Genomic DNA, 21,388 nt, shown 5'->3' with positions numbered 1-21,388 from the left:
AGGCAGAGTGAAGGCGGCCAGATTTGCGAGTACTTCGCATCCCCTGCGCCAGCTCGTCTCGACGGGTGTCCGATCGGAGCCTGGCTCGACGAGGGTCCGTGGCCCCGAAGGGGAGAAGAACTTCCGTCGTCGGCGCCCTGGCATGGCAACGATCGATAAAGGGTAGGGATACGGCGACCCCATCGACTGATGTCGCTGCCATCTTCACGGAGTCGCGGTAACGGTCGTGCAGCGCACGTCGGACATGTGTTCCGCGGAGCGTTCGCCGCGGCGGCCGCCTCACTCGCGGGCGTACGTCTCCAGGGCAGGGCCCGGATGCAGCACGCCGTTCACGATCGCGCGGATCGCGTACTCGCTCGCGGCGCCGAGCTCGATCTCCTCCGGATGCAGGAGCCATTGCAGCTGCAGTCCGTCCATGACCGCCAGGATGCTCGCGGATGCTGCGGCGATCGTCTCCGGTTCGGTGACGCCCTCCTGCGCGCACAGCTCGCCGAAGGCGGCGGTGACCTCGCGGCGGAGTGTGATGTATCGATCCTCGAAGTACTCGCGGCCGGGGTGGTCGTCGGTCACCGACTCCGACGAGAGCACGGTGTACGCCTGCACGATGCCGGGGCGCTTCTCGTTCGCGAAGGCCGTGCGCACGAGGTGCAGGAAGAGTTCGGGGCCGCCGGGGATGTGCTTCTTCGCGAGCTCGGCGACATCGGCCTGATCGCGGTAGGAGAGCACTTCGAGCAGCAGCTTCTGCTTCGAGCCGAAGTGGTGGAGAACACCGGCGTGCGTGATGCCGACCTGCTCGGCGACGTCGGCGAGCGTGCCGTTGGTCGAACCCTTGTTGCCGAAGATCTCGACGGCCGCCTTGAGGATCTGTTCGCGCTTCGCACGAGTCGACGGACGTGTGCGCGTCGTCTCTTCAGCCACGCTGCCTCCTCTCGCCGACCGGCACTTGCCATCTTACTTACCAGTGGGTAACCTCACCAATACTTACTTTCTCGCCAGTAAGTGATGTCCCCACACACGCAGCACAATGACCGTGCCCAAGGAGAAGCAATGAAGCTCAGAAAATCCCTGATCGCCGTCGCAGCGATCGCCGCCCTCAGCACCTCGGTCCTCGCCGGGTGCGCAGCCGGCGGCGGCACCGACGGCGGCGGCAGCTCCGGAGAATCCCCCGCGCTGACGATCGCCAAGCCCGACGGCGCCATCACCACCGAGTCGAACAACCCCTGGGTCGGCGATTCGTCGGCCAACAAGCTCGGCTACAAGAACGTCATCTTCGAGCCGCTCGCCATGGTCAACTCCGTCGGAAAGAACGAGACCACCCCGTGGCTGGCCGAGAAGGTCGAGTGGAACGACGACTACACGCAGCTCACCGTCACCCCGCGCGCGGGCGTCACCTGGAGCGACGGCGAGGAGTTCACCGCCGACGACATCATCTTCTCGTACGACATGATCCGGAACACCCCGGCCTTCGACACCGGCAACATCCAGCTGACCGACATCGTCAAGGACGGCGAGAACGTCGTGCTCTCCTTCGCCGAGTCGAAGTTTGTCAAGCAGTCACAGGTGCTGCACATCCCGATGGTGCCGGAGCACATCTGGAAGGACATCGCCGACCCGACCACCGAGGTCGCGCCCGACCCCGTCGGCACCGGTCCCTACACGCTCGACACCTTCAGCAGCCAGTCGGTCACGCTCCAGGCGCGCGACGACTACTGGGGCGGCGACCTCGCCGTGCCGACGCTGTACTACATCTCGTACAACGACAACACGGCGCTGACCACGGCCCTCGCCAACGGCGACGCCGACTGGGCGCAGGCCTTCATCCCCGACGTGCAGAGCGCCTTCGTCGACAAGGACCCCGAGCACAACGTCTTCTGGGCGGCCAACAACCTGGCGCCCGACGTGCTCTTCCTCAACCACAAGGAGAAGCCGTTCAACGACCTCGCGTTCCGCCAGGCCGTGAACATGGTCATCGACCGCGCGGCACACACCGAGATCGCGCGCGAGAACGCCGGACCCGAGCTCACCTCGGTCACCGGCCTGCCCACCCCGATCGGTGAGCAGTACATCGCCCCCGAGTTCGAGGGCGAGGAGTTCTCGATGGACGTCGACGGCGCTCGCGGGATCCTCGAGGACGCGGGCTACACCTGGGACGGCGACGCGCTGATGGACCCGGACGGCGAGCCCGTCTCGTTCACCCTCCAGGTGCCGCAGGGCTGGAACGACTACGTCACCGGCATCAGCCTGATCGCCGACCAGGTCAAGGAGACCCTCGGTGCCGACGCCAAGGTCGACACCCCCGACGCCGACACCTGGTGGGCGAACAAGCGCACCGGCGACTTCGACGCGATCATGCACTGGGTCGACGGCGGAACCACGCCCTACGACCTCTACTCCGACACCATGGACGGCCGCTGGCTGCTCACCGGCGACGAGGTGGACTTCAACTTCGGCCGCTACGAGAACGACCGCGCCACGGAGCTGCTGAACACCTACGCCACCTCGGGAAGCGAGGAGGAGCGCACCGCGGCGATCGAAGAGGTGCAGAAGATGTTCGTCGAAGACGTGCCGGTGATCCCGGTCGGCACCCACCCGGTGCTCGGCGAGTACAACACGCGTGGTTACGTCGGCTGGCCCGGCGAGGACGATCAGTACGCGACGGCCGACCCCACGTTGGTCACCGTCCCGCTGATCCTCACGAAGCTCAAGCCGGCCGAGTGACCCTCTCGTCTCGCTCCGCTCGCTCGGTTCCTGAGCGAGCGGAGCGAGACGAAGGGCCGTCCCCACGAAAGCGATATCCCCATGCCTGACCCCCTGCTCAGCGTGCGCGACTTCTCGGTCGTGTACGACGTCGCCCCTCCCGTCGAGGCGGTGAAGAACGTGACGCTCGAACTGCAGCGCGGCGAGATCCTCGGTCTCGCCGGAGAGAGCGGATGCGGCAAGACCACGCTCGCGTACGGCGTGCAGCGCCTGCTCCGTGCACCCGCCGTCATCACCGGCGGCAGCGTGACCTTCCACGATGCATCCGGTGTCGATGTCGACATCAACGCCCTCGATGCCGACGCGATGCAGAGATTCCGCTGGGACAAGGTCTCGATGGTGTTCCAGGGCGCGATGAACGCGCTCAACCCGGTCGCCACGATCGGCGCGCAGCTCGAGGACGTGTTCGAGGTGCACCGTCCCGACCTCAGCCGCCGCGAGCGGCGCGCCGCGGCGCAAGAGCTGCTCGAGCTGGTCGCGGTCGGGAAGGACCGCATCCGCTCGTATCCGCACGAGCTCTCCGGCGGCATGCGCCAGCGCGTGATGATCGCGATGGCCCTCGCCCTGCGCCCGCAGCTCATGGTGATGGACGAGCCGACCACCGCCCTCGACGTGCTGGTGCAGCGCGAGATCCTCCGCCAGATCTCGCAGCTGCGGCACGAGTTCGGCTTCTCGGTGATCTTCATCACCCACGACCTTCCGCTCCTGCTCGAGATCAGCGACCGCATCGCCGTGATGCGCGAGGGCGAGATCATCGAGCTGGCCACCGCCCGTGACCTCTGGGAGCGGCCGCAGCACGAGTACACCAAGAAGCTCCTCGCTTCGTTCCCGCGCCTCACCGGCGAGAGGGGAGTGCTGGTCCGATGACGCTCCTCGAGTTCCAGAACGTGACCAAGCGCTACCGCGTGCGCGGCGCCGCGTCGATGCTCGCCCTCGACGACGTCAGCTTCACGCTGCGCGACCGGCAGACGGTCGCCCTGGTCGGACAGTCCGGCAGCGGCAAGTCCACGATCGCCAAGATCCTCACCCAGCTCGAGACGCCGACCTCCGGGGAGGTGCGTCTCGACGGCGCCCCGATCCCCCGCCACGGTCGTGGCCTCCGCCGCTATCGGCAGCAGCTGCGCATGGTGTTCCAGGATCCGTTCGCCTCGCTCAACCCCGCCCACACCATCCGCTATCACGTCGAGCGTCCGCTCCAGCTCGACGCCGTCGTCCCGAAGGACGAGACCGAGACCGAGGTCCGCCGTCTGCTCGAGCGGGTTCGCCTCGACCCGGATGCCGTGATCGACCGCCGCCCCCACGAGCTCTCCGGCGGTCAGCGGCAGCGCGTCGCGATCGCCCGCGCGCTCGCTTCGCGGCCCTCGATCCTGGTCGCCGACGAGCCGGTGTCGATGCTCGACGTCTCGATCCGCCTCGGCGTGCTCACCCTGCTCGCCGACCTGCAGCGGGAAGAGGGCCTCGGCGTCCTGTACATCACGCACGACCTGGCGACCGCCCGGCACTTCAGCGACGAGATCATGGTGCTCCACCACGGCAAGGTCGTCGAGCACGGCCCCGCCGACGACGTGATCCTGAACCCCCAGCATCCGTACACGAAGGAGCTCAGGGCGGCATCGCCCGACCCGGAGAAGCACTTCGCGTCCGCGACGCAGCATCCGTTCGGAGGAGCCGAATGAGAATCCCGTTCCGCTTCATCGCCAGCCGCATCGCCTTCTACCTGTTCACCGCATGGGCCGCGATCACGATCAACTTCTTCCTGCCGCGCATGCTCAAGGGCGACCCGGTCACCGCGTACATGCAGAAGAACGCCGGCCAGATCAGCCCCGAGGCCGAGCGCGCCCTGCGCATCCTCTTCGGGCTGGATCAGAACACATCGCTCTGGCAGCAGTACCTCGATTACTGGGGCCTGCTCTTCTCGGGCGACCTCGGCCGCTCGTTCTCGAACGGACTCGCGCCGGTCGGCGAGGTCATCTCCGCCGCGCTGCCGTGGACCGTCGGGCTGGTCGGGATCGCCACGATCCTGTCGTTCCTGATCGGCACCGCGGGCGGGGCCATCATCGGATGGCGGCGCGGCAGCCGCGCCGACGTCATCGTGCCGATCTCGACGTTCTTCAGCACCGTGCCGTACTTCTGGCTCGGACTCATCGCGATCGCCGTGCTCTCGACCGGTCTCGGCTGGTTCCCGGCGTCGCACGCCTACGACAAGGGATCGAGCCCCGAGCTCACGCTCGACTTCATCGGCCAGGTGATCGCGCACGGCGCTCTGCCGGTGCTGACGATCGTGATCGCCTCTCTCGGCGGCTGGATCCTCGGCATGCGCAACATGATGCTGACCGTGCTGGATGAGGACTACATCACGGTCGCGCAGGCCAAGGGCATGCCGAACAGCCGGGTGCTGTGGCGCTACGCGGCCCGCAATGCGGTGCTGCCTCAGCTCTCCAGCTTCGCGCTGTCGATCGGCTTCATCGTCGGCGGCACGATCGTGATGGAGATGGTCTTCTCGTACCCCGGGGTCGGCAAGCTCCTGCTCGACGCCACCAATGCGAAGGACTACCCGCTCATGCAGGGGCTGTTCCTGATCATCACGATGGCGGTGCTGATCGCCAACATCCTCGCCGACATCGCGTACGCGGTGCTCGATCCGCGCACTCGGCAGTCGGAGGCCTGAGATGTCCCTTTCCCCCTCGGCGGAGAACGCCGCCGCCTCGACGGACGGCGTCGCACCGGTCACCGGAATGCCGGAGACGGCGACGCTCCGCACACCCGCCACGAAGAAGCCGGCGGAGAAGACGTTCTGGTCGCAGCTCGGCGCGGCCTTCGCGATGTTCCGCAACCGCAAGTCGCTGACCGGGCTCATCATCCTCGGGGTCTTCGCGCTCGTCGCGATCTTCAGCGATCTGCTCGCGCCCTACGGCCCCCTCGAGAAGGACTACACGGCCCTGCGTCAGGCGCCGTCGCCGACCCATCTCCTCGGCACGACCCACATGGGCGAGGACATCCTCAGCCAGATCATCTACGGCACCAGGGGCGTGCTGATCGTCGGCTTCCTGGCCGGCATCATGGGCACCTTCATCGCCGTGATCATGGGCGTCGTCTCGGGATACACGCGGGGTTGGCGCAGCGAGTCGCTCTCGGCGTTGACCAACGTGTTCCTGGTGATCCCCGGACTCCCGCTCATCATCATCGTGGCCTCGCAGTTCGAGAACCCGCCGCTCGTGCTGATCGCGGCCGTGCTCGCCCTCACCGGGTGGGCGTGGGGTGCGCGGGTGATGCGGGCGCAGACGATGTCGCTGCGCAACCGCGACTTCATCCAGGCCGCCCGCGCGAACGGCGAGCCGCTGCGACGGATCATCTTCGTCGAGATGCTGCCGAACCTGATGGCGATCATCGCCTCGAGCTTCGTCGGCACCGTGACCGCCGCCGTGCTCGGCCTCACCACGCTCGCGTTCATCGGGGTCATCCCGATCACGAACCTCAACTGGGGCACGATCCTGTACTGGGCGCAGCAGAACGGCGCCTTCCCGAACTACTGGTGGTGGTACGTGCCCGCCGGACTCTGCATCGCGCTGCTCGGCGTGGCGCTGTCGCTGATCAACTTCGGCATCGACGAGTATGTCAACCCGCGCCTGCGCTCCGCGGGAGAGCGGGCTCGGGCGATGAAGAAGAAGGGCCTGAACGTGAACGACGCGGTCACGGCCGTGCGCAGCGTGCCGACCTCCCGCCAGGCGCCCCAGACGACTCCCACGAACACGAAGACACAGAACTCGAAGTGATGACCTCTCCTACCGTGACCACCGCCCCGCCGTACCTCGATCCCGCGCTGTCGATCCCCGAACGTGTCGCCGACCTCCTGGGCCGGATGACGCTCGAGGAGAAGATCGGGCAGATGCTGCAGCTCGACGCGCGCGACGATCTCGACGACCACATCCTGCGCCGCAACGTCGGGTCGATCCTGCACACCTCGCCGGAGCGCATCCTGCGGGCGAACGAGCTGACCGCTCAGACGCGCCTGCAGATCCCCCTGCTCGTGGCCGAGGACTGCATCCACGGCCACTCGTTCTGGCCCGGCGCCACGATCTACCCGACCCAGCTCGGCATGGCCGCGTCGTGGGATGCCGAGCTCGTCGAGCGCGTCGCCCGTGCGACCGCCGAGGAGGTCGCGGTGACCGGCATCCACTGGACGTTCTCGCCGGTGCTCTGCATCTCGCGCGACCTGCGCTGGGGGCGCGTGGGGGAGACGTTCGGCGAGGATCCGTTCCTGATCGGCGAGCTCGCCAGCGCCATGGTGCGCGGCTATCAGGGCGACGGACTCGACGACCCGACCGCGGTTCTCGCGACGGCCAAGCACTTCGCCGGCTACTCCGAGACGCAGGGCGGACGCGACGCGAGCGAGGCCGACATCTCGCGGCGGAAGCTGCGGTCGTGGTTCCTGCCGCCGTTCGAGCGGGTCGCGCGGGAGGGCTGCCGGTCGTTCATGCTCGGCTACCAGACCATGGACGGCGTGCCCATCACGACCAACGAGTGGCTGCTCAGCGACGTGCTGCGCGGCGAGTGGGACTACACCGGCACCCTCATCACCGACTGGGACAACGTCGGCCGCATGGTGTGGGAGCAGCGGGTGCAGCCCGACTACCCGCACGCCTCGGCGGCGGCGGTCACCGCCGGCAACGACATGATCATGAACACCCCCGGGTTCTTCGAGGGTGCGTTGGATGCCGTGGCGCAGGGCCTCCTCGCCGAGGACGCGTTCGACGTGGCCGCGGCACGCATCCTCACCCTGAAGTTCGAGCTCGGGCTCTTCGAGGATCCGCGCCTCCCGCGCGCCGAGCTCGACCAGGTCGTCGGCAGCGCCGAGCACACGGCGCTCAACCTCGAGATCGCCCGGCGCTCGGTCGTGCTGCTCGAGAACGACGGCCTCCTCCCGGTGCAGCCCGCTGATGTGCGACGGGTCGCCGTGGTGGGGCCGCTCGCGGATGACGCGCAGAACCAGCTCGGCGACTGGGCGGGTTCCTCCGGTCAGGCCGGCTGGCTCGACGGCCAGCCCCGCGACATGATCACGACCGTGCTCGACGGACTGCGCCAGATCGCGCCGTGGGAGGTCTCGTACTCCCGCGGGGCCGAGATCCTGACGCTCGCGCCGAACCCTGCCGGCGCGACCTTCCCCGACGGGCAGCCCCGCCCGCCGGTCGTGCAGCCCTCCGCGCCGGATGCCGAGCTGATCGCGGAGGCCGTGGCCGCGGCATCCAACTCCGATGTGGTCGTCGCGGTCGTCGGCGATCGCATCGAACTGGTCGGCGAGGGGCGTTCCACCGCGACGCTCGAACTCGTCGGCGGGCAGATCGCGATGCTCGACGCCCTGATCGCGACCGGGAAGCCCGTCGTCGTGGTGCTGCTCGCCTCGAAGCCGCTCGTGTTGCCGGCATCCGTGCAGCGTGCGGCGGCCGTCATCTGGGCCGCCAGCCCGGGGATGCAGGGCGGACGGGCGCTCGCCGAGATCATCACCGGGGCGGTCGAGCCCTCCGGTCGGCTGCCGATCTCCTTCGCCCGGCACGTCGGCCAGCAGCCGACGTACTACAACCAGATCCGCGGACAGCACGGAGACCGGTACGCCGACCTCACCCAGTCGCCCGCGTGGGCGTTCGGTGAGGGGCTGTCGTACACGCGCGTCGAGTACGCCGACCTCGAGCTGTCGTCGACCGGGCTCGGCGTCGCCGACACCATCGTCGGACACGTGACCGTGACCAACACGGGGGAGCGCCCGGTGCGCGAGACCGTGCAGGTGTACGTGCGGGATGCCGTGACCAGCGTGAGCTGGACCGACAAGGAGCTCAAGACCTACCGACAGGTGGATCTCGCGCCCGGCGAGACCGCACGCGTGCGGGTGGAGCTGCCGGTCGCCGAGTGCACGATCGTGGATGCCGCCGGCATCCGTCGCGTCGAGCCGGGGGTGTTCGAGCTGCTCGTCGGGCCGTCGTCCCGGGATGAGGTGCTGCTGGCGGCCGAGTTCACCGTGGCCTGACGGGCGGATGCCGCGGCGCAGGGTTTCGCGGCACGAGGTTTTTCGCGGCGCGGCGACCCGCCGATTTGACCTGAACAGCGGTTGAGGTTTTACGGTGGGAACGTGACGAGAACGAGTGTGCCCCGATGACCTATGTGATCGCGTTGCCCTGTGTCGATGTGAAGGACAAGGCCTGCATCGACGAGTGTCCGGTCGACTGCATCTACGAGGGCGAACGGTTCCTGTACATCCATCCGGATGAATGCGTGGACTGCGGCGCCTGCGAGCCGGTGTGCCCCGTCGAGGCGATCTATTACGAAGATGATCTTCCCGACGAGTGGCAGGACTACTACAAGGCGAACGTCGAGTTCTTCGACGAGATCGGCTCGCCCGGCGGCGCCGCGAAGGTCGGGATGTACGCCTTCGACCACCCGATCATCGCCGCGCTCCCGCCGCAGGCGGCTCACGCATGACGACTCCCATCCCGAGCGAGGTCGGCGAGGGGCTGAAGGCCGCGTTCCGCACGCACCCCGCGGGCGTCGCCATCATCACCGCCGCCGGCCCCGAAGGTCCGGTCGGGCTCACCGCCTCCAGCGTCTCGTCGGTCTCGGTCGACCCCGCCGCGATCGTGTTCTCGGTCACCCGCGCGACCGGCAGCGCCGGCGCCATCCTCGCCGCGGAGAGCTTCGTGGTGCACCTGATCGACGACGAGCACTCCGCCCTCGCGCAGTCGTTCGCGGTGAGCGGCGCCGCGCGCTTCACCCCCGAGCAGGGGTGGGAGACGCTGCCGACCGGAGAGCCGCACCTGCCCGGCGCCCGTGTGGCGCTGCGTTGCCGACCGATCCAGAGCGTGCCGGTCGGATCGTCGACCGTGGTCATCGCCGAAGTGCTCGAGGTGCTGCACGGCCCGGTCGGTCGCCCGCTGGTCTACCTCGACCGCCGGTTCCACCCCCTCACCCCCGAGGTCTGACCCGCCCCCGCCCCGCGCTCACAGCCTCGTCGCCCCGCGCCCCCGACAGCCTCGTCGACCCGCCCCTTTGTGTACGACCCGGCCCTTTGTGGACGGTCGTAAGGGGCCGGGTCGTACGAAAAGGGGCGGGTCGACAGATGCCGATGGCGGATGCAGACCGTTGCGATCAGGCCGTCGTGTACCAGGCGGCGGTGTCGACGGGCAGCGCTGTGCCGTCGAACGGCTGGCTCGACAGGATGACGGTCGCACCGGCGGGCAGTTCGAGCGGAGCGGTGCCGAGGTTCGCGATCACGTGCACGTCGCCGCGGCGGAAGGCCACGGCATCCGCTCCGGCGTCTTCCCAGACCAGCGAGCCGCTGCCGAAGCCGTGCTCGCGGCGCCCGGCCAGGAGCTGCTTGTACAGCCAGAGGGTCGAGGTCGGGTCGGCCTCTTCGACGTCGCGCGCGTAGGTCGCCCACTCGGCCGGCTGCGGCAGCCACGAGGCGCCGGTGTCGTTGAATCCGAAGGCCGGGCCGTCGGCGGTCCAGGGCAGCGGCACGCGGCATCCGTCGCGCCCGTAGCGCTCGCCGTTCGTGCGGAACCAGGTGGGGTCCTGGCGGAACGCGTCGGGGATGTCCATCGCCTCGGGCAGGCCCAGCTCCTCGCCCTGGTACAGGTATGACGACCCCGGAAGCGCGAGCATCAGCGTGGTCGCCGCGCGGGCGCGGGCGAGGCCGATCGCGGCATCCGGCTTGTCGGGCGTGTTCGGGCCGATGCCCTCGCCCTGCGGGTTGTCGGCGGTTAGTGCGAGCCGGGTCGCGTGACGCACCACGTCGTGGTTCGAGAGCACCCAGGTGCTGGGCGCGCCCACGTCGCCGAAAGCGTCGAGCGACTCGCGGATGACATCGCCGAGCGCCTTCGCGTCCCACGCCGTCTGCAGGTACGGGAAGTTGAAGGTCTGGTGCATCTCGTCGTGACGCACCCAGAGCGCGGTCTTCTTGAGCGTCGGCAGCCAGGCCTCACCGCACAGCGCGCGGTCGCCGTCGTACGCGGCGAGCACCTCGTGCCAGTCGCGGTAGATGTCGTGCACGGCATCCTGACCCCAGTACGGCACGTCCGCCTCGGCGCCGCCCATCGAGTCGGCGTCGGCCGGGGGCGTGTAGTCGGGCAGTCCGTCGGCCTTGATCATGCCGTGGGCGACGTCCACGCGGAAGCCGTCGACGCCGCGGTCGAGCCAGAAGCGCAGGATCGAGCGGAACTCTTCGCGTACTTCTTCGTTGTTCCAGTCGAAGTCGGGCTGCGTGGGGTCGAAGATGTGCAGATACCACTGGCCGGCGGTGCCGTCGGCCTCGACGATGCGCTCCCACATGCCGCCGCCGAACACCGACTCCCAGTTGTTCGGCGGAAGCTCGCCGTTCTTGCCCTTGCCGTCGCGGAAGATGTAGCGCGCGCGCTCGGGGCTGCCCGGGGCCGCCTTGAGCGCCTCCTGGAACCAGGCGTGCTGGGCGGACGAGTGGTTGGGGACCAGGTCGACGACGACGCGGATGCCGCGGCCATGGGCCTCGGCCAGCATCTCGTCGAAGTCGGCGAGAGTGCCGAACAGCGGGTCGACGTCGCGATAGTCGGCGACGTCGTAACCCGCGTCGCGCTGCGGGCTCGTCATGAACGGGCTCAGCCAGATCGCGTCGACGCCGAGCTCCTGCAGCGAGTCGAGTCGGGCGGTGATGCCCGGAAGGTCTCCGATGCCGTCGCCCGAGGCGTCGGCGAAGGAACGGGGGTAGATCTGGTAGATGACGGCGCTGCGCCACCACTCGGAACCGGGGGCTGCGATCTGCTCAAGCTGTGCCATGCGAACAGGCTACAGGCCCGCCAGCGCAGGAATCGAATCGGTTCGACTCCGGGACTCGCGTCCGAGCGCGAAGAGGGGGAGTACCCTGGCGGCATCCGGTTCGAGGAGGCAAAGATGGTTCCCGAGATCAACTACTGGGCGGTCCTGATCGCTGCGGCATCGAGCATGCTGGTCGGCTCGGTCTGGTACGCGCCGAAAGTGTTCGGCACGCGCTGGGCGAAGCTCGCGAACGTCGACATGGACAGGCCGGCCGCGACGGCGATGTGGCCGATCATCACCACGGTCATCGTGAGCTTCATCACGGCATGGGTGCTCGCCGGAGCATCCGCCATCTCCTGGCACTTCTATGGCGGCGCGTTCCTGTGGGGCACGATCGTGACCGCCGTGACGCTGTGGGCGGGATTCACGGCCGCACGGTTCATCACGCACGACGCCTTCGAGGGGCGCTCGACGAAGCTGACCACACTGAACATCGCGCACGAGCTCGTGACCGTGCTGGTCATGGCCGTGATCATCGGGGTGTGGCCGCCGGCGCTGGCATGACCGAGCGCCGACGGCCGTCTCCGGTCAGGGGGTCGGCATGCCGCCGTTGACGTTCAGGGTCTCGCCGGCGACGTAGCTCGACTCCGCCGACGCCAGGAAGACGTACGCGGGGGCGAGTTCGGCCGGCTGACCCATGCGGCCGAGCGGGGTGTCCTCTCCGAACTCCGGCAGCTTCTCCTGCGGCTGGCCGTCGCTCGGCTGCAGGGGCGTCCAGATCGGTCCCGGCGCCACGGCGTTCACGCGGATGCCCTTCGGAGCGAGCTGGTCGGCCAGCCCCTTCGTGAACGCGTTGATGGTCGCCTTCGTGGAGGCGTAGTCGACCAGGATGCCGGACGGCGAGTACGCCTGGATCGACGTGGTGTTGATGATCGTCGAACCCGCGGGAAGGTGCGGGAGAGCAGCCTTCGTGATCCAGAACATCGCGTAGACGTTGGTCTTGAACGTGTCGTCGAACTGCTCGTCGGTGATGTCGGTCAGCGACTCCTGGAAGACCTGCTTGCCGCCGTTGTTCACCAGGATGTCGAGGCCCCCGAGCGCCTCCACGGCGTCGGCGACGAGTGCACGGCAGTACTCGGGATCGCGCAGGTCGCCCGGGAGAGTGGCGACCGTCGCACCGGCCTCGCGCAGGATGCCGGCGATGCGGCTCGCATCCTTCTCTTCCTCCGGGAGGTAGGAGAGGGCGACGTCCGCGCCCTCTCGCGCGAACGCGATGGCGGTGGCGGCACCGATGCCCGAGTCGCCGCCGGTGATGAGCGCCTTGCGCCCCTGCAGCCGTCCGGAGCCGCGGTAGCTCTCCTCGCCGAGGTCGGCCTTCGGCGCGAGATCGGCGTCGAGCCCGGGCTCCGGCATGTGCTGCTTCTCGGGCTCGATGTCGGAGTAGAGCTCGGCGGGGTTGACGAAGGTGTACTGGTCGCGGGACATGGGGTGTCCTTTCCTCTGACGATCGGAGATGGAGTCGGGGTCTGGTGCCATCGTGCGCAGAGTCGGCGCGGGGCGGCAAAAGCCTTGCGCGTTGCGAGGTCTGTTGCTAGGAGGGTGGCCGGATGCCGACGGGAGATGACGCAAACCATAGACCTTCGCCCATAGTCGGATCGTGTCGCCGCTGGCAGGCTTTTCTCGCGGCTCCTTCGGCCGTGCACAGGCGACGCGCTCACTTCCGATCGAGGGGTACCCATGTCCGGCACATCGCGCCGATCGGCGCCCTGGGCGATGATCGGTGCGCTCGCGGCGGCGGCCCTGCTCGCGGGTGCAGTGCCTCTCGTGTCCTCGGCGGCTGCCTCCGCCGACGACCCGGGTCCCGGGGGCAACGCTCTCGATGCCGCGCAGTCCGTCTCGCTCGCCTACGAGTTCCTGGATGCCCGTGTCGACGAGTTCTGCGACGGCGACGGCCGCTGCCTGCCGCGCAGCTATCAAGGCGGGTTCTTCACCACCCCGAGCTGGGACTTCACGCCCTCCTTCGTCTACGACGACGCCCTCGTCGTGATTGCGTACACCGCCCGCGGCCTCCCCGACGATCTCCGCCGGGCGCAGGCGGTCGGTGACGCGCTGCTCTTCTTCCAGGCGCAGGACCCGATCAGCGACGGCCGCGTCCGGACGTCGTACGAACCGCACGGCATGCGTCAGGGTCGGATGGAGATCACCGGTCCCGGCACCTTCACCGGCAATCAGGCCTGGGTCGGGATGGCGCTCACGCGGCTGTTCCACGCGACGGGCGAGTCCAGGTATCTCGACGGGGCCCTGCGGATCGGCCAGTGGATCCAGGCGAACACCGCCGACCTCGCACGCGCGCCGTTCGGCTACACCGGCGGCCAGAACGACAGCGGCGCGTCGCTGACCTGGAAGTCGACCGAGCACAACAGCGACGTCGCGGGATTCTTCACGCAGCTGGCGCAGCTCACCGGCGATCCGGTGTGGTCCGAGCGTGCTGCCGTCGCCGCGGGCTTCGTCGCCGCGATGCAGAGCGCCGACGGCCACGTCGACACCGGCACGCTCCTTGACGGCTCCACGATCAACACCCGGCCGATCCCGCTGGACGCGCAGACCTGGAGCTTCCTCGGCACCGGCGACACGCGCTACGGGGCCGCGCTCGACTGGACGCTCGAGAACCTGATGGCCACGGATGGCCCGTACCAGGGCCCCTCGATCAGCGACGCCGACGTGTCGAAAGTGTGGTTCGAGGGCGGAGGCAACCTCGCGCTGGCGCTGCGGCTGCGCGATGGCCAGGGCGATGCCGGTCGCGCGGAAGCGCTGCTCGACAGCATCCGGATTGCGCAGCACGACGCCCCGAACGGCGACGGCAAGGGGATCGTGGCGACGTCGACCGACGGCCTCGACTCCGGGTTCGGCGACCTGTACTACGCGAGTCTGCACACCGGTGCGACCGCCTGGTACCTGCTCGCGGCAGCCGGCGACAACCCGTTCCGTCTTCCGGCCGCGGGCGCGGAAGACTGAGCGCTGCCGGCTGAGGGCGCGCAAGACTGAATGCTGCCGGCTGAGGCGCGCGGCGGCCTACTGATCGGGAGAGTTACGCGGCGACGCGGGCGACCGCGGCGATCGCGCTCGCGAAGAAGCCGAGTCCGTCGATGCCGCTGCGCATGGCGATCGCGGTGTCGGGGCCGAAGCCCGGCTCGACCGAGTGCTCGGGGTGCGGCATGAGCCCGACGACGTTGCCCGCCTCGTTGGTGAGGCCCGCGATGTCGCGCAGCGACCCGTTCGGGTTGACGCCCGCGTAGCGGAACGCGACCAGGCCCTCGCCCTCGAGACGATCGAGCGTGGCGTCGTCGGCGATGTAGCCGCCGTCGCCGTTCTTCAGCGGGATGACGATCTCCTGGCCGGTGCGGAACGCATTCGTCCACGCCGTGTCGGAGTTCTCGACCGTGAGCTTCTGGTCGCGACGCACGAAGTGCTGGTGGTCGTTGCGGATCAGGCCGCCGGGCAGCAGGTGCGCCTCGACCAGCATCTGGAACCCGTTGCAGATGCCGAGGATCGGCAGGCCCTTGGCGGCGGCATCCTTCACCTCGGCCATGATCGGCGAGAGGGCCGCGATGGCACCGGCGCGCAGGTAGTCGCCGTAGCTGAATCCGCCGGGCAGCACGAGGGCGTCGACGCCCTCGAGGTCGTGCGAACCGTGCCAGAGAGCGACGGGCTCGGCGCCGGCGAGGCGCACGGCGCGCTGCGCGTCGCGGTCATCGAGCGACCCGGGGAAGGTGACGACGCCGATGCGCACGGTCATTCGACGACCTCGACACCGACGACGTCTTCGATCACCGAGTTGGAGAGCACCTCATCGGCGAGACGCTGGGCCTCGGCGAGCAGCTCGTCGGTGACCTCGCCCTCGACCGTGAGCTCGAAGCGCTTGCCGATGCGGACGTCGCTGAAGCCCTCGACGCCCAGGCGGGTGAACGCTCCGGCGACGGCCTTTCCCTGCGGGTCGAGCAGTTCGGACTTGGGCATGACGTCGACGACGATGGTGGGCATCGTGATCCTCCTGGCGGCCGCAGGCGGCAGCTATCGGTCGTTGAGCGACGAGCGCAGCGAGGAGACGAAACGCCGGAAGTCGCGGGAAGGCTGGCGCCCTCAGTCTACCGGCCTGTCGCGGCCGCCTCACGCGGGTTGCGCCGGGGCGTCACTCGGAGTGGAAGACCGTGTGCAGGTCGCCGATCGCCGCGCGCCCGCCGAGGCCGTCGATCTCGAACAGCACGGAGATTCCGGCGACGTGACTGCCGAGTCGCTCGACCAGTTCGCGCCCCGCCGCGAGGGTGCCGCCCGTGGCGAGCACGTCGTCGATCAGGAGCACGCGCGTGCCCTTCGGCAGATCGTCGTGCATCTCGATCGTCGCGGTGCCGTACTCGAGGGCGTAGTCGACGGATGCGGCCGGCCGGGGCAGTTTGCCCGCCTTGCGGATCGGGACCAGTCCGACTCCCGCGGCGATGGCGGCCGCACCGGCGAGGATGAATCCGCGCGCCTCGATGCCGGCGACCACATCGAACTGCCCGGCGAAGGGCTCGAGGATTGCTTCGGTCGTGACGCGGAGGGCCTCGGCATCGGCCAGCAGGGGCGTGATGTCGCGGAAGACGATGCCGGGCTCCGGGTAGTCCGGGATGCTGCGGATCAGTGATGCGGCACGGGTGAGAGCGGGGGAGAGAGCGGCTTCGGGCACCGGGCAAGGCTACCTCGCGTGCACAACTCAGCAAGAATGCGGCCGATCGGCCCGGGCGGTCGGCGTGTCGCGGCGTGGCGGCGAATTCTTGCGGAGTTGTGCACCGCCAGCGGCCGAGACAAGCTCGCTTGACATTCGTGGGAGCGCTCCCATAGAGTTACCGATCAGGCGTGGGAGCGCTCCCACGGCGCCCGAGCATCAACACCGCACGACCCGCACGACCACCACACAAAGGAGTGAACCTGTGAACACACGTGCCCGCACCCGGATCCTGGCGACTGTCGCCGTGGCATCCATCTCCGCCCTCGCCCTGGCCGGCTGCTCCGGCAACACCGGTGACGCCCCGCAGGGCAACGCCGACGAGGACGTCACGCTGACCGTCACCACCTTCGGCACCTTCGGCTACGAAGACCTCTACAAGGAATACGAGAAGGCGCACCCGAACGTCACGATCGAGGCGAACAACATCGACACCGGCGGCAACGCCCGCACCGACGCGTTCACCAAGATCGCGGCGGGATCCGGCCTCAGCGACATCGTCGCGATCGAAGAGGGCTGGCTCGGCGCCATCATGGACGTCTCCGACACCTTCGTCGATCTGCGCGACTTCGGCATCGAAGACCGCAAGGACGACTGGGTCGACTGGAAGTACAAGCAGGGGACGGATGCCGAGGGCCGTGTGATCGGCTACGGTACCGACATCGGCCCGAGCGGCATCTGCTTCAACGGCCCCGCGCTCGAGGCGGCGGGACTCCCCAGCGACCGCGAGGGTGTCGCCGAACTGCTCGACGGCGACTGGGAGAACTTCTTCGAGGTCGGCGCCGACTACACCGAGAAGACCGGCAAGGCCTGGTACGACCACTCCGGCTTCGTCTGGAACGCGATGGTCAACCAGCTCGATGAGGGCTACTACACCGCCGACGGCGAGCTGAACGTCGAGGGCAACGCCGAGCTCCAGGACCGCTTCGAGCTGCTGGGAGCGGCGACCGAGGGCGGCCAGTCCGCCGCGCAGAAGGCCTGGGACTGGAACGGCGGAAAGTCGTTCGTCGACGGCACCTTCGCGGTGTTCGTCTGCCCCGGCTGGATGCTGGGCAACGTGAAGGGCTCGGTCGAGGCCGGTGGCGGCGACGCGTCGACCGGATGGGACTTCGCCGACGTGTTCCCGGGAGGGGCGGCCAACTGGGGTGGCGCGTTCCTGTCGATCCCGGAGACCTCGCAGCACCAGGAGGCGGCCGCTGAGCTCGCCGACTGGCTGACGCAGCCCGAGCAGCAGGTGAAGCAGTCCGCCGCCGCGGGCAACTTCCCCTCGACGCTGAAGGCTCAGGAGACGCTCGCCGCCGACGCGACGCCGAACGAGTTCTTCAACGACGCACCCACCGGTGCGATCCTCGCCGCGCGTGCCGAGGGCGTCGTCGCGCAGTTCAAGGGCGCCGACGACTCCGTCATCCAGGAGAACGTCTTCGGTCCCGCGCTGAAGAGCCTGGACCTCGGCGAGATCGACACCCAGGGTGCCTGGGACAAGGCGCTGGGCCTGCTCAAGGACCTCGTCGGCTGACCCGCCTCACCTTCCGGTCGCAGTTCCTGTCGCGGCAAAGCCCCTCAAGCGACAGGAACTGCGACCGGAACCGCGCTCGCCCGCCCGAGACATCGCCCGCCTGACGAAGGACTCTCATGACTCTCACCGCCCCACCTGCGGAGCGCGGGACGACAGCATCCGCTCCCCCGGAGAAGACGGATGCCGCGCCGAAGCGCCCCTGGCGCCACCGCGTCTCGCGTTTCGACCAGCACGCGTCCCCGTACTTCTACATCTCTCCGTTCTTCCTGCTCTTCGGGCTGGTCGGACTCTTCCCGCTGCTCTACACGATCTGGGTCGCGGTCCACGACTGGAACCTGCTCAAAGGCCAGGGCGACTTCGTGGGCGTCGGCAACTTCGTCGAGATCCTCGGCGACGGCATGTTCTGGAACTCGATCTTCAACACCCTGAGCATCTTCCTGCTCTCCGCGATCCCGCAGCTCGCGGTCGCGCTGTTCATCGCCTACCTGCTGGACCGCGGCCTGCGCACCCCGACGTTCTGGCGGATGAGCGTCCTCATCCCGTTCGTGGTGACCCCCGTCGCGGTCGCCCTCATCTTCTCCAGCATCTTCAACGAGGCCGATGGCCTGGCCAACAACCTCCTGAACCTCATCGGCATCGCCGATCAGCAGTGGAAGGAGGACACCGCTCTGTCGCACATCGCGATCGCGGTGATGGTGAACTTCCGCTGGACCGGCTACAACGCGCTCATCCTGCTCGCCGCCATGCAGTCGGTGCCGCGTGACCTCTATGAGTCCGCCGCCATCGATGGGGCCGGTTCCGCGCGGCGCTTCTTCTCGATCACGATCCCGACGATCCGGCCGACCCTGATCTTCGTGATCATCACCTCGACCATCGGCGGCCTGCAGATCTTCGCCGAGCCGAAGCTGTTCGACGTCTCCACGGCCGGTGGAATCGGCGGCAGCGACCGGCAGTTCCAGACGACCGTCCTCTTCCTCTGGGAGCTGGCGTTCTTCCGCCTCGACCTGGGCAAGGCGTCGGCCGTCGCGATCCTGCTGTTCCTGCTCATCGTGGTGTTCGGTCTGATCAACTTCCTGATCTCCCGCCGGATCTCCACCGGAGACGATCGGCGCAACCGCGCCGCACGCCGCCGCATCCGCTCGACCAGCAAGGAGGACGCGCGATGACCGCCACCCAGGCACTCAGCGTGCCCGAGAAGATCCGCCGTCGCCGCGGCGCCGCGGGAGGAACCGCCGGCATCGGCAGCCGCCCCGGCTTCCTCACCTACGGCCTCCTCGCCGCCTTCATCATCGGCAGCGTGTATCCGCTCTGGTGGTCGCTCGTCGTCGCCAGCGGCACGAACTCCACCCGCGGAGAGACCCTGCCTCTCATCCCCGGCGGCAACTTCCTCGCCAACGCGGCCAAGGTGTTCGACGCCATCCCCTTCTGGCTGGCACTCGGCAACTCGTTCCTGATCTCCGGCATCATCACGCTCTCGGTCGTGACGTTCTCGACGCTCGCCGGCTACGCGTTCGCGAAGCTGCGTTTCAAGGGACGCGATGGGCTGATGATCTTCGTGATCGCGACCATGGCGATCCCGACGCAGCTCGGCATCATCCCGCTGTTCATGGTGATGCGCGAGCTCGGCTGGACGGGCACGATCGGCGCCGTCATCGTGCCGACGCTGGTCACCGCCTTCGGGGTGTTCTTCATGCGGCAGTACCTGGTCGACGTGATCCCCGACGAGCTGATCGAAGCGGCGCGGATGGACGGTGCGAACCAGTTCCGCACCTTCCTCACCGTCGGCATCCCGGCTGCGCGTCCGGCCATGGCGATCCTCGGACTCTTCACGTTCATGACCGCCTGGACCGACTACCTGTGGCCGCTGATCGTGCTCTCTCCCTCGAACCCGACCCTGCAGACGGCGCTCAGCCAGCTGCAGTCCGGGTACTACATCGACTACTCCATCGTGCTCGCCGGTGCCGTGCTCGCGACCCTCCCGCTCCTCGTGCTCTTCGTGGTCGCCGGACGGCAGCTGGTCAGTGGCATCATGGCGGGCGCGGTGAAAGGATGACCCCTATGACCCGTCCCTTCCCCTCGAAATTCCTCTTCGGTGCGGCGACCGCCGCGTATCAGATCGAAGGTGCGGCGTTCGAAGACGGGCGCACAGCCTCGATCTGGGATGCGTTCTCGCGCGAGCCCGGCGCCGTGATCGGGGGCGACAACGGCGATGTCGCATGCGACCACTACCACCGGCACGCCGAGGATGTGGCTCTGATGAGCGAGCTCGGACTGCAGACGTACCGGTTCTCGACCTCGTGGTCGCGAGTACGCCCCGACGGGGGAGCGGCGAATGTGAAGGGCGTCGACTTCTACCAGCGGCTGGTCGATGAGCTCCTCGGCGCCGGCATCCTGCCCTGGTTGACCCTGTACCACTGGGACATGCCGCAGGCGCTGCAGGATGCCGGGGGCTGGACCAATCGCGACACCGTCGACCGCTTCCTGGAGTACGCGGGCACGATGCATGACGCGCTCGGCGACCGGGTGAACGTGTGGACCACGCTGAACGAGCCGTGGTGCTCGTCGTTCCTCTCCTACACGGGCGGCGAGCACGCACCGGGACACACGAGTGTCGAGGAGGGGCTGCTCGCGTCGCACCATCTGCTGCTCGCGCACGGGTCGACGGTACGCGAGCTGCGCCGGCGCGATGCCTCGCTCGATCTCGGCATCACGCTCAACCACACGGTCGCCGATCCGGCCGACCCGCAGAACCCCGCCGATGTCGACGCCGCGCGCCGGGTGGACGGACAGTTCAACCGTTGGTTCCTCGACCCGATCTACCGCGGCGAGTATCCCGCCGACATCGTCGAGGACATCAGGGCGGTGGATGCGGATGCCGTCGCGCGCTTCGAATCCGCGATCCACGACGGAGACCTCGACACCATCTCGCAGCACATCGACACCCAGGGCGTGAACTACTACCACGGCGACTTCCTCGCCGGCAGCGCACCGGTCCACGCGGCCGTGGAGAGCGTGCCCGACACGGAGCGCAAGGCTCGCAGCCCGTACCCCTCGTTCGAGAACATCCATTCGGTCGAGCGGGGACTGCCCCGCACCGCGCAGAACTGGGAGGTGCAGCCCGAGGGCCTGACCCGCCTGCTGCAGCGCGTGTGGACCGAGTACGCCGAGCCCGCGGGCACCGTGCTGTACATGACCGAGAACGGCGCCGCCTACGACGATGTCGCGGTCCTGGAGGACGGCGAGACCCGCGTGCACGACGTCGAGCGCACCGAGTTCCTGCGCCTGCACCTCGGTGCGGTGCTGGATGCCGCGGACTCCGGCGTCGACGTGCGGGGCTACTTCTACTGGTCGATGTTCGACAACTTCGAGTGGGCCTGGGGCTACGACAAGCGGTTCGGCATCGTGCGGGTCGACTACGAGACGCAGGAGCGGAGCCTGAAGGACTCCGGCCGGGAGTACGCACGCATCATCGCGGCGCGGGATCTCGCCCCGACGCCGCAACCCGCGCTCGTTCGAATCGCCTGAATCGGGGTCTCGGGGGGCCGGAAACGCCCATTCAGGCGATTCGAACGAGGATC

20 protein-coding genes are annotated in these 21,388 nt (G+C 68.5%); 14 read left to right on the top strand and 6 right to left on the bottom strand.

Annotated features, from left to right (window positions below):
* Nucleotides 1-279: 279 nt before the first annotated feature.
* Nucleotides 280-918 carry a TetR/AcrR family transcriptional regulator gene (locus QFZ21_RS10265; RefSeq protein ID WP_307377467.1) on the bottom strand — a complete coding sequence of 213 codons (639 nt, stop codon included), beginning with the start codon at nucleotides 916-918 and terminating at the stop codon, nucleotides 280-282.
* Between the two features lie 129 nt (nucleotides 919-1,047).
* Between QFZ21_RS10265 and QFZ21_RS10260 the strand changes: the two genes are divergently transcribed.
* The 8 genes from QFZ21_RS10260 (at nucleotide 1,048) to QFZ21_RS10225 (ending at nucleotide 9,725) form a co-directional block, all read left to right on the top strand.
* Nucleotides 1,048-2,718 (top strand): ABC transporter substrate-binding protein, encoded by a 1,671-nt coding sequence (locus QFZ21_RS10260; RefSeq protein WP_307377464.1) that lies wholly within the window; start codon nucleotides 1,048-1,050, stop codon nucleotides 2,716-2,718.
* An 81-nt stretch (nucleotides 2,719-2,799) separates the two neighbouring features.
* Nucleotides 2,800-3,624: an ABC transporter ATP-binding protein gene (locus QFZ21_RS10255; RefSeq protein WP_307377461.1), complete on the top strand. Its 825-nt coding sequence runs from the start codon at nucleotides 2,800-2,802 to the stop codon at nucleotides 3,622-3,624.
* On the top strand, nucleotides 3,621-4,433 hold the full coding sequence (locus QFZ21_RS10250; RefSeq protein WP_307377459.1) for an ABC transporter ATP-binding protein: 813 nt from the start codon (nucleotides 3,621-3,623) through the stop codon (nucleotides 4,431-4,433). The genes QFZ21_RS10255 and QFZ21_RS10250 overlap by 4 nt, the downstream gene beginning before the upstream one ends.
* Nucleotides 4,430-5,425, top strand: coding sequence for an ABC transporter permease (locus tag QFZ21_RS10245; RefSeq protein ID WP_307377456.1), 996 nt, complete (start codon nucleotides 4,430-4,432; stop codon nucleotides 5,423-5,425). The genes QFZ21_RS10250 and QFZ21_RS10245 overlap by 4 nt, the downstream gene beginning before the upstream one ends.
* Before the next feature lie 67 nt (nucleotides 5,426-5,492).
* Nucleotides 5,493-6,530 carry an ABC transporter permease gene (locus QFZ21_RS10240; protein ID WP_373426044.1) on the top strand — a complete coding sequence of 346 codons (1,038 nt, stop codon included), beginning with the start codon at nucleotides 5,493-5,495 and terminating at the stop codon, nucleotides 6,528-6,530.
* A complete protein-coding gene (locus tag QFZ21_RS10235; RefSeq protein WP_307377452.1) occupies nucleotides 6,530-8,776 on the top strand; it encodes a glycoside hydrolase family 3 N-terminal domain-containing protein in 2,247 nt (748 codons plus the stop codon). Before QFZ21_RS10240 ends, QFZ21_RS10235 begins: the two co-directional genes overlap by 1 nt.
* A gap of 125 nt (nucleotides 8,777-8,901) precedes the next feature.
* Nucleotides 8,902-9,228: a ferredoxin gene (fdxA, locus tag QFZ21_RS10230; RefSeq protein ID WP_307377450.1), complete on the top strand. Its 327-nt coding sequence runs from the start codon at nucleotides 8,902-8,904 to the stop codon at nucleotides 9,226-9,228.
* Complete coding sequence (locus QFZ21_RS10225; protein ID WP_307377447.1) at nucleotides 9,225-9,725, top strand: flavin reductase family protein; 501 nt, start codon at nucleotides 9,225-9,227, stop codon at nucleotides 9,723-9,725. The genes fdxA and QFZ21_RS10225 overlap by 4 nt, the downstream gene beginning before the upstream one ends.
* Before the next feature lie 166 nt (nucleotides 9,726-9,891).
* Here QFZ21_RS10225 and QFZ21_RS10220 read toward each other — a convergent pair whose 3' ends face one another.
* On the bottom strand, nucleotides 9,892-11,553 hold the full coding sequence (locus QFZ21_RS10220; RefSeq protein ID WP_307377444.1) for a glycoside hydrolase family 13 protein: 1,662 nt from the start codon (nucleotides 11,551-11,553) through the stop codon (nucleotides 9,892-9,894).
* A 114-nt stretch (nucleotides 11,554-11,667) separates the two neighbouring features.
* Here QFZ21_RS10220 and QFZ21_RS10215 point away from each other — a divergent pair, with 114 nt between their 5' ends.
* Nucleotides 11,668-12,096 (top strand): DUF1761 domain-containing protein, encoded by a 429-nt coding sequence (locus tag QFZ21_RS10215; RefSeq protein ID WP_307377441.1) that lies wholly within the window; start codon nucleotides 11,668-11,670, stop codon nucleotides 12,094-12,096.
* Nucleotides 12,097-12,120: 24 nt separating this feature from the next.
* Here the strand turns inward: QFZ21_RS10215 and QFZ21_RS10210 are convergent, their stop codons facing one another.
* Nucleotides 12,121-13,017, bottom strand: coding sequence for an SDR family oxidoreductase (locus tag QFZ21_RS10210; RefSeq protein ID WP_307377438.1), 897 nt, complete (start codon nucleotides 13,015-13,017; stop codon nucleotides 12,121-12,123).
* 252 nt (nucleotides 13,018-13,269) lie between these two features.
* Here QFZ21_RS10210 and QFZ21_RS10205 point away from each other — a divergent pair, with 252 nt between their 5' ends.
* A complete protein-coding gene (locus QFZ21_RS10205; RefSeq protein WP_307377436.1) occupies nucleotides 13,270-14,547 on the top strand; it encodes a hypothetical protein in 1,278 nt (425 codons plus the stop codon).
* A gap of 73 nt (nucleotides 14,548-14,620) precedes the next feature.
* Here QFZ21_RS10205 and purQ read toward each other — a convergent pair whose 3' ends face one another.
* The 3 genes from purQ to QFZ21_RS10190 all read right to left on the bottom strand — a co-directional run bounded on the left by purQ (nucleotide 14,621) and on the right by QFZ21_RS10190 (nucleotide 16,255).
* Nucleotides 14,621-15,328: a phosphoribosylformylglycinamidine synthase subunit PurQ gene (gene purQ, locus QFZ21_RS10200; protein ID WP_307377433.1), complete on the bottom strand. Its 708-nt coding sequence runs from the start codon at nucleotides 15,326-15,328 to the stop codon at nucleotides 14,621-14,623.
* On the bottom strand, nucleotides 15,325-15,573 hold the full coding sequence (gene purS / locus QFZ21_RS10195; protein WP_307377431.1) for a phosphoribosylformylglycinamidine synthase subunit PurS: 249 nt from the start codon (nucleotides 15,571-15,573) through the stop codon (nucleotides 15,325-15,327). Before purS ends, purQ begins: the two co-directional genes overlap by 4 nt.
* 148 nt (nucleotides 15,574-15,721) lie before the next feature.
* On the bottom strand, nucleotides 15,722-16,255 hold the full coding sequence (locus QFZ21_RS10190) for an adenine phosphoribosyltransferase (RefSeq protein WP_307377430.1): 534 nt from the start codon (nucleotides 16,253-16,255) through the stop codon (nucleotides 15,722-15,724).
* A 244-nt stretch (nucleotides 16,256-16,499) separates the two neighbouring features.
* On the opposite strand from QFZ21_RS10190, the gene QFZ21_RS10185 reads away from it, so the two are divergent.
* From QFZ21_RS10185 to QFZ21_RS10170, 4 genes are all read left to right on the top strand, one after another.
* Nucleotides 16,500-17,810 (top strand): ABC transporter substrate-binding protein, encoded by a 1,311-nt coding sequence (locus QFZ21_RS10185; protein WP_307377429.1) that lies wholly within the window; start codon nucleotides 16,500-16,502, stop codon nucleotides 17,808-17,810.
* Nucleotides 17,811-17,926: 116 nt separating this feature from the next.
* Nucleotides 17,927-18,976 carry a carbohydrate ABC transporter permease gene (locus QFZ21_RS10180; protein WP_307377428.1) on the top strand — a complete coding sequence of 350 codons (1,050 nt, stop codon included), beginning with the start codon at nucleotides 17,927-17,929 and terminating at the stop codon, nucleotides 18,974-18,976.
* Complete coding sequence (locus QFZ21_RS10175) at nucleotides 18,973-19,863, top strand: carbohydrate ABC transporter permease (protein ID WP_307377425.1); 891 nt, start codon at nucleotides 18,973-18,975, stop codon at nucleotides 19,861-19,863. The genes QFZ21_RS10180 and QFZ21_RS10175 overlap by 4 nt, the downstream gene beginning before the upstream one ends.
* A gap of 5 nt (nucleotides 19,864-19,868) precedes the next feature.
* Nucleotides 19,869-21,335: a GH1 family beta-glucosidase gene (locus QFZ21_RS10170; RefSeq protein WP_307377423.1), complete on the top strand. Its 1,467-nt coding sequence runs from the start codon at nucleotides 19,869-19,871 to the stop codon at nucleotides 21,333-21,335.
* Nucleotides 21,336-21,388: the final 53 nt, after the last annotated feature.

Origin of the sequence: Microbacterium sp. W4I20 (genome assembly GCF_030816505.1) — a bacterium.
Classification (GTDB): domain Bacteria; phylum Actinomycetota; class Actinomycetes; order Actinomycetales; family Microbacteriaceae; genus Microbacterium.
This window is presented reverse-complemented; position numbering and strand designations above follow the sequence as displayed.

What these genes read in the sequence shown, in the direction of transcription:
- QFZ21_RS10260 (WP_307377464.1), top strand. Translation starts at nt 1,048, where the DNA reads ATGAAGCTCAGAAAATCCCTGATCGCCGTCGCAGCGATCGCCGCCCTC.
- QFZ21_RS10255 (WP_307377461.1), top strand. Translation starts at nt 2,800, where the DNA reads ATGCCTGACCCCCTGCTCAGCGTGCGCGACTTCTCGGTCGTGTACGAC.
- QFZ21_RS10250 (WP_307377459.1), top strand. Translation starts at nt 3,621, where the DNA reads ATGACGCTCCTCGAGTTCCAGAACGTGACCAAGCGCTACCGCGTGCGC.
- QFZ21_RS10245 (WP_307377456.1), top strand. Translation starts at nt 4,430, where the DNA reads ATGAGAATCCCGTTCCGCTTCATCGCCAGCCGCATCGCCTTCTACCTG.
- QFZ21_RS10240 (WP_373426044.1), top strand. Translation starts at nt 5,493, where the DNA reads ATGCCGGAGACGGCGACGCTCCGCACACCCGCCACGAAGAAGCCGGCG.
- QFZ21_RS10235 (WP_307377452.1), top strand. Translation starts at nt 6,530, where the DNA reads ATGACCTCTCCTACCGTGACCACCGCCCCGCCGTACCTCGATCCCGCG.
- fdxA (WP_307377450.1), top strand. Translation starts at nt 8,902, where the DNA reads ATGACCTATGTGATCGCGTTGCCCTGTGTCGATGTGAAGGACAAGGCC.
- QFZ21_RS10225 (WP_307377447.1), top strand. Translation starts at nt 9,225, where the DNA reads ATGACGACTCCCATCCCGAGCGAGGTCGGCGAGGGGCTGAAGGCCGCG.
- QFZ21_RS10220 (WP_307377444.1), bottom strand. Translation starts at nt 11,553, where the DNA reads ATGGCACAGCTTGAGCAGATCGCAGCCCCCGGTTCCGAGTGGTGGCGC.
- QFZ21_RS10215 (WP_307377441.1), top strand. Translation starts at nt 11,668, where the DNA reads ATGGTTCCCGAGATCAACTACTGGGCGGTCCTGATCGCTGCGGCATCG.
- QFZ21_RS10210 (WP_307377438.1), bottom strand. Translation starts at nt 13,017, where the DNA reads ATGTCCCGCGACCAGTACACCTTCGTCAACCCCGCCGAGCTCTACTCC.
- QFZ21_RS10205 (WP_307377436.1), top strand. Translation starts at nt 13,270, where the DNA reads ATGTCCGGCACATCGCGCCGATCGGCGCCCTGGGCGATGATCGGTGCG.
- purQ (WP_307377433.1), bottom strand. Translation starts at nt 15,328, where the DNA reads ATGACCGTGCGCATCGGCGTCGTCACCTTCCCCGGGTCGCTCGATGAC.
- purS (WP_307377431.1), bottom strand. Translation starts at nt 15,573, where the DNA reads ATGCCCACCATCGTCGTCGACGTCATGCCCAAGTCCGAACTGCTCGAC.
- QFZ21_RS10180 (WP_307377428.1), top strand. Translation starts at nt 17,927, where the DNA reads ATGACTCTCACCGCCCCACCTGCGGAGCGCGGGACGACAGCATCCGCT.
- QFZ21_RS10175 (WP_307377425.1), top strand. Translation starts at nt 18,973, where the DNA reads ATGACCGCCACCCAGGCACTCAGCGTGCCCGAGAAGATCCGCCGTCGC.
- QFZ21_RS10170 (WP_307377423.1), top strand. Translation starts at nt 19,869, where the DNA reads ATGACCCGTCCCTTCCCCTCGAAATTCCTCTTCGGTGCGGCGACCGCC.